The organism is Gemella haemolysans, assembly GCF_901873445.1.
Classification (GTDB): Bacteria; Bacillota; Bacilli; order Staphylococcales; family Gemellaceae; genus Gemella; species Gemella haemolysans_C.
The window spans coordinates 22,281-28,979 of record NZ_CABFLN010000018.1 but is presented as its reverse complement, the minus strand read 5'-3'; the positions used below and the strand labels follow the sequence as shown (position 1 = coordinate 28,979).

Genomic DNA, 6,699 nt, shown 5'->3' with positions numbered 1-6,699 from the left:
GTTTTCAATGTTCAAATTGTTGTGATTAACAACTTTTATATTTTAACATTTTTAAAATTCTTTGTCAAGTCTTTTTTTAAACTTTTTTAAAAAATGTCTTTTCATCTTCATCAGAAGACTTTAATTATCTTATCATTCCTTCGAATACTTGTCAAGAAGTTTTTTTATATTTTTAAAACTTTTTAACCGTTTACTTCGCTGTAATGATTGATGTAGTCTCTCTTCAAGACTTTTATAAGTTTATCATTTCTTAGAGTAATTGTCAAGAACTTTTTTATAATTTCTTAACATTTAATTCATAGAAATATATGATTGTTCGTCTTCTTTCTTTTAAGACTTTTACTATTCTAGCATCACTTATTTGTTATGTCAATATATTTTTTAAAAAAACTGAGGAAAAATATCTTTCTTCCTCAGTTTAATTATTCAGTAATATTTATCTTATTTTCTTAATAAAGAAATGTTTAACTCGAGTAGTTGTTCTAAATCTACTGGTGATGGTGCTTGAGTCATTGGATCTGCAGCATTAGCAGTTTTAGGGAACGCAATAGTATCACGTAAGTTATCACGTCCTGCTAATAACATAACAAATCTATCTAATCCTAATGCACATCCTCCGTGCGGTGGTACCCCATATTCAAATGCATCTAATAAGAATCCAAATTGTTCTTGAGCTTGTTCTTGAGTAAATCCTAATGCTTTAAACATTGATGATTGTACTTCTTTATCATAGATACGGATACTTCCTCCACCTAATTCATAACCATTTAGTACTATATCATATGCCTGTGCATATGCTTTTTCTGGTGCAGTTTCTAATAGTTCTACATCTTCTACTTTTGGCATAGTGAATGGATGGTGAGCTGCACTGTAACGACCTTTTTCTTCATCATACTCTAATAGAGGCCAGTTTACTACCCATAGATAGTTATATTTATCCTTGTCGATTAAATCTAAATCAGCTGCTAATTTTTGACGTAGTGCTCCTAATGATGCGTAACATACTTTTTTACTGTCCGCTGCAAATAAGATAATATCTCCAACTTCTGCATCTACACGAGCTACTAATTCTTGTGCTACTTCATCTGTAAAGAATTTAGCAATTGCCCCATTTAATCCTTCTTCTGTTACTTTAACCCAAGCTAATCCTTTAGCTCCATAGTTTGCAACATATTTTCCTAATGCATCGATATCTTTACGAGAATATTGCTCTGCACATCCTTTAGCTACGATACATTTTACAGCTCCACCTTGTTCTACTGCATTTGAGAACACTTTGAAGTCTAAGTTTTTAACAAGATCACTAACATCTTTTAATTCCATTCCGAAACGCGTATCTGGTTTATCACTACCAAATCTTTCCATTGCTTCTTCGTAGTCAAGTCTTGGGAACGGTAATACTACATCGATTCCTTTTACTTCTTTCATTACATGTGCAATTAAACCTTCTATCATAGTAAGAATTTCTTCTTGTGACATAAAGCTCATTTCCATATCGATTTGTGTAAAGTCTGGTTGTCTATCTGCACGTAAGTCTTCATCACGGAAACAACGAGCTACTTGATAGTATCTGTCAAATCCTGCAACCATTAATAATTGCTTAAATAATTGTGGTGATTGTGGTAAAGCATAGAATTCACCTGGATGAACCCTACTTGGTACTAAGTAGTCACGTGCTCCTTCTGGAGTAGATTTAGTTAAAATTGGTGTTTCAACATCAACAAACATGTTGTTATCTAAGTAATCTCTTGTTGCTTTAGTAATTTTTGAACGTAATTGTAATACTTCAGCAAGTTCCGTTCTTCTTAAGTCAAGGTAACGATATTTTAGACGTAATTCTTCACTTGATAAACTTGCATCATCTAATACGAATGGTAATGTTTTTGCTTTCGATAAAATTTCTAATTTATCAGCAATTACTTCTACTTTACCTGAAGCAATTTTCTCATTTACTGTAGATTCATTTCTTAATACTACTTCCCCTTCAATAGAAACTACGAATTCGTTTCTTAAAGTTCCTGCTAGTTCATGTAGTTCTGCATTTTTTTCTCCTGAGAATACACATTGAACAACACCCATTCTATCTCTAACATCAATAAAGATTAAGTTACCAAGGTCACGACGTTTACTAACCCAACCTTTTAATGTTACTTTCTTTCCTACATATTTTTCATCTATACGCCCAGCGTATTCCGTTCTTCCGTATGCGCTCATTATTTTTCTCCTCTCAATTTTTCTTGTAAATAATCAACTATATCTTCTAATTTAATTGTTTCTTGTTCAAATGATTTCATATCCTTAACAACAAGTGCTCCACTTTCAAGCTCACTTTGTCCAATTATTATAGAATATTTTGCATTATATCTATCTGCAATCTTCATTTGCGCCTTCATTTTTTTATCAAAATAATCATTTTGCACACTGTACCCAGCTAATCTTAAATCATTAGTAAGTTTAACTCCAGCATTAGAAGCATCTTCGCCCATAGCTACCACAAAAATATCGATTGTATCATCTATAGGTAATTCAATATTTTCACTTTCGAGTGCTAATAATAATCTCTCGATACTTAATGCAAAACCAATACCTTTTTTATCTTCAGGCCCATCTAACAGTCTAATTAAACCATTATAACGACCACCACCACAAAGTGTTTTTAATTCGACTTCTGGATTATCTATCATAATCTCAAATGCAGTATGAGTATAGTAATCTAACCCTCGAACTAAATTATGATCAATTTCATATTTTACACCTAGCGCATCTAAGTGTTTAAGCACTTCTGCAAAGTATTGTTTAGATTCTTCACCTAAATAATCTAATAACTTCGGAGCTGATTTAATAAGTTCATGCCCTGCATCAACTTTACAATCCAATATTCTCATAGGATTTTTATAAAGTCTATTATTACAATCTTCGCAAAATTCATTTATTCTCGGTTCAAAATGCTTAACTAAAGCATCATTATAAGCTTGTCTTTCTTCGGGATTCCCTAAAGAGTTAATACTTACCTTAATATTTTCTATACCAAACATTCTATAAATGTTATAAGCTAAACTAATAACTTCAGCATCAATTTTTGGGCTCTCCTCACCGATGACCTCAACACCGTATTGAACAAATTGACGATAACGACCTTTTTGTTTTCTTTCATATCTAAACATCGGTCCAACATAGTATAATTTTTGTGGTTGAATAGTTTTAGCGAAAAGTTTATTTTCAATGTATGAACGGACTGTTCCAGCTGTACCTTCTGGTCTTAACGTTAAAGATCTATTCCCTTTATCCATAAAAGTATACATTTCTTTTTGAACTATATCTGTTGTATCTCCAACACCTCGACTGAATAATTCTGTTGATTCGAACATAGGCGTTCTTATTTCTTCATAACAAAAGTTTTTACTAATCTCTCTTAGTTTCCCTTCAATATACTGCCATTTCACACTTTCTTCTGGTAGTATATCTTGAGTCCCTCTTGGCATGCTAATTACCATTTCTTTCTCCTTTCGATTTTTAATCTTCCTATACATTCCAATATAAATTAAAAATCGCCCCACATAGCTTTAAACTACATGGGACGATAACATACTTCGTGGTGCCACCCTAATTCATATCGGAATACCGATACCTTATTTTCTATTTATTAAATTTTACAAAAAGTGTTCTTTACTTTAATCATTAATATTTAATCTTTCAGCCTAGGGATTAAACTCTCTTTCTATTAAAACATAAAGTAAAATTCTTTTTACTATATTTTGTCACGGTTCTTTTAAATATATTATACCAAACTTATACCCTTGTCAAGAAATTATTATACTTTTTATTTTTAAACAGTATATTTACCCATATTTATTAGATTATTTTTCTACAAAATTCAACATTAACAGCTACTAATTATTTCACCATAATATAACTTTATACTCCTTTTATATACATATTTCGCGTAGTTAATTTAATTACTTATAATTTAATTCACTTGATTTTTTTTTCTTAACATTATACAATTAATTATAGTTAAAGACATTAAAGAAAGGAGCGTAGCTCTTTATGAAAAAAATAATCTCTATTTTAATGCCTATATTAGCGATTTTTTTCTTAGTAGGAGGAACATATTACTATCTTACTTCAGAAAATAAAAATTTTAAAGAAGAACATTCAAAATATATATCATTAATAAATGATTCTCATGATTTCAATTCTGGTTTAAAAGGTCTTGAGACACTAACTACTGAAAAAGCAAAAGAAACTCTAAGAAACATAGATAACGATATTGATATAGCTACTGAATTGGTGAAAGTTGATGAAGCTTTAAACAATGCTAACCTAGAAATGGCTCATGATCATTTAAAACAAGCTAAAAAACTTGATACAAGCCATATCTTTTCTAAAGGAATTTCATATTTAGAAGATCAATTAGATTATTATGACAATGCTCTTATTGAAATTTTAGAACTTGATTCTACTTCACCTAATTATGCAGATCAAGTAAAAACAATTTTAGCTAAATATGATTTTAAATATAATGCATTAAAAGAAAAACTATTAAACTCAGAGACTTCAGAGTTAGAACAAGATCATAAAACTAACGTTACTAAAAAAGAAGAAACAAAAAAAGAATTAGGCGACAAAGAAGATTCTAAAAAAGATAAATCTTCAGAAAACAAAGGTAACGGTACCGGAAAACATACTGCTACAGATTCTAAAAAAACATCTTCAATACCTAATACAAAAAACCACCCTCAAATAATTGGTCAACAAGTTCCAGAAACTTACAATACAATTCGTTATACTCAAGAGGGAGCAACAAGTAGAAGTATTATAGAAAATGAATTAAAAGGTGATATTTCTAACTTTACAAATGAAGAAATAGATGCTGCAATAGCAAGTTATAACGCAAAAAATCAAGGATAGCAAATCGCCATCCTTGATTTTTTTATTTAATCATTAATTCAGAAAATCGAAACAAACAATCTCCTTTCATTACATAATACCTTTATTTTTCTACAGCTATAACTTCAATCTCTATATTACCACCTAATGGTAGTGCCGATACTTGAAATGCTGATCTAGCAGGAAGCACATCATTAAATTGTTCTGCATAAACTTTATTCACTTCTGCAAAATCGGCGATGTCTTTTAATAAAACTAACGATTTCACAACATGGTTCATAGAACTTCCAGCTTCTTCTAATACTGCTTCAATATTTCTAAAAACCTGTTTAGCTTCCTCGATAACTCCACCATCAACTATTTTTCCTGTTTCAGGATTAATTCCTAGTTGCCCTGAACAAAAAATAAGGTTTCCTACTTTATTTGCTTGAACATATGGTCCTACAGCTTTTGGTGCTTTTGGTGTATTAACTTCTGTAATTTTCATTTTATAAATCTCCTTTATTTATATATTATATTTTTTATTTTAATCAGTTAACGCTTGTGTTAAATCTTCAATTAAATCCTCAGAATCCTCTACCCCACAAGAAAATCTTAATAAAGTTTGAGTAACTCCTTGAGCCAATCTTTCTTCTTCACTCATACATGCATGAGACATAGTTGCAGGATGAGAAATTATAGATTCTACCCCTCCTAAGCTGATTGCATAAATCGGAATTTTAATTTTTTTAAGAAACATTTTTAAATCCGTTTGTTCAAAAAATTCAAATGAGAAAACAGCTCCTCCTGAGCTAGCTTGTTCCGTATGAATATCATAAAATTTACAACTTGTTAAATTAGGATAATATACTTTTTTAATTTTATCTTGTGACTCTAAAAACTTAGTAAGAATTTTAGCATTCTCTACTGATTTTTCCATTCTTAGTCCCATAGTTTTCATTCCACGTAAAATTAGCCACGCATCTTCAACACCTAAAATACCACCGAAATTTTTTTGTAACAAGCAAATTTCATCAGCTATTTCTTTATTATTAGTAACCGCACAACCCGCTGTAACATCGCTATGACCGTTAACAAACTTAGTTAGACTCTCTATTACTATATCACATCCTAAATCTAAAGGTTTTTGATATAAAGCAGTCATAAAAGTATTGTCCGCCACAGTTTTTATATTGCATTTCTTAGCGATTTCTACTATTGCCTTAATATCTGACACCTTTAATAAAGGATTCGAAGGTGTTTCAATATATATCATAGCAGTATTATCTTTAATAGTAGCTTCTAATTCTTCTAAATTTTGATAATTAATAAAACTAACTTCTATTCCATATTTTTTCAAAATTTTTGAACTAAATTGGAATGTTCCTCCATATACATCTTTCGGTAGTATAATGTGCTCCCCACTATTCAACAACATTAAAACAGTTGTTATTGCTGACATTCCTGAAGCAAATGCAAAACCAAATTTTGCTTTGTGCAAATTAGCAACAGCTGCTTCTAACGCCAATATCGTTGGATTTCCAAAGCGACTATACGAATATTTACCACAATCTTTATATCCTTCTTTTTGATCAAATGTAGTAACTTGATATTTAGGAATTGATGCGGCACCAGTATAATCATCTATTACAGGATATCCATGTAATAAATTGGTATTTATCCCTTTCATGAGATTCCCCTCCTAATTTCTATTTATTTTTTACCTTGCAATTTAATTATAAAATATAATGAAAATTTTTTCAATAACTATCGTATCCGTTTTCATCTTTCCCTATAAGAATACTATAGAACTGCAAATCCCTGTATAAG

The 6,699-nt window shown here is 30.4% G+C and carries 5 protein-coding genes; 1 reads left to right on the top strand and 4 read right to left on the bottom strand.

The genetic code is table 11. The features are described from left to right. Nucleotides 1–441: 441 nt before the first annotated feature. Complete coding sequence (gene aspS / locus JX287_RS03450) at nucleotides 442–2,214, bottom strand: aspartate--tRNA ligase (protein WP_204642009.1); 1,773 nt, start codon at nucleotides 2,212–2,214, stop codon at nucleotides 442–444. After that, entirely contained in the window at nucleotides 2,214–3,494 is a 1,281-nt protein-coding gene (gene hisS, locus JX287_RS03445) for a histidine--tRNA ligase (RefSeq protein WP_204642007.1), read from the bottom strand. The genes aspS and hisS overlap by 1 nt, the downstream gene beginning before the upstream one ends. A 553-nt stretch (nucleotides 3,495–4,047) precedes the next feature. Between hisS and JX287_RS03440 the strand changes: the two genes are divergently transcribed. Next, nucleotides 4,048–4,911, top strand: coding sequence for a hypothetical protein (locus JX287_RS03440; protein ID WP_204642005.1), 864 nt, complete (start codon nucleotides 4,048–4,050; stop codon nucleotides 4,909–4,911). Nucleotides 4,912–4,993: 82 nt separating this feature from the next. Here the strand turns inward: JX287_RS03440 and JX287_RS03435 are convergent, their stop codons facing one another. Beyond that, complete coding sequence (locus tag JX287_RS03435; protein ID WP_204642003.1) at nucleotides 4,994–5,377, bottom strand: RidA family protein; 384 nt, start codon at nucleotides 5,375–5,377, stop codon at nucleotides 4,994–4,996. A 39-nt stretch (nucleotides 5,378–5,416) separates the two neighbouring features. Further along, nucleotides 5,417–6,559 carry a trans-sulfuration enzyme family protein gene (locus tag JX287_RS03430; protein WP_204642001.1) on the bottom strand — a complete coding sequence of 381 codons (1,143 nt, stop codon included), beginning with the start codon at nucleotides 6,557–6,559 and terminating at the stop codon, nucleotides 5,417–5,419. Nucleotides 6,560–6,699: the final 140 nt, after the last annotated feature.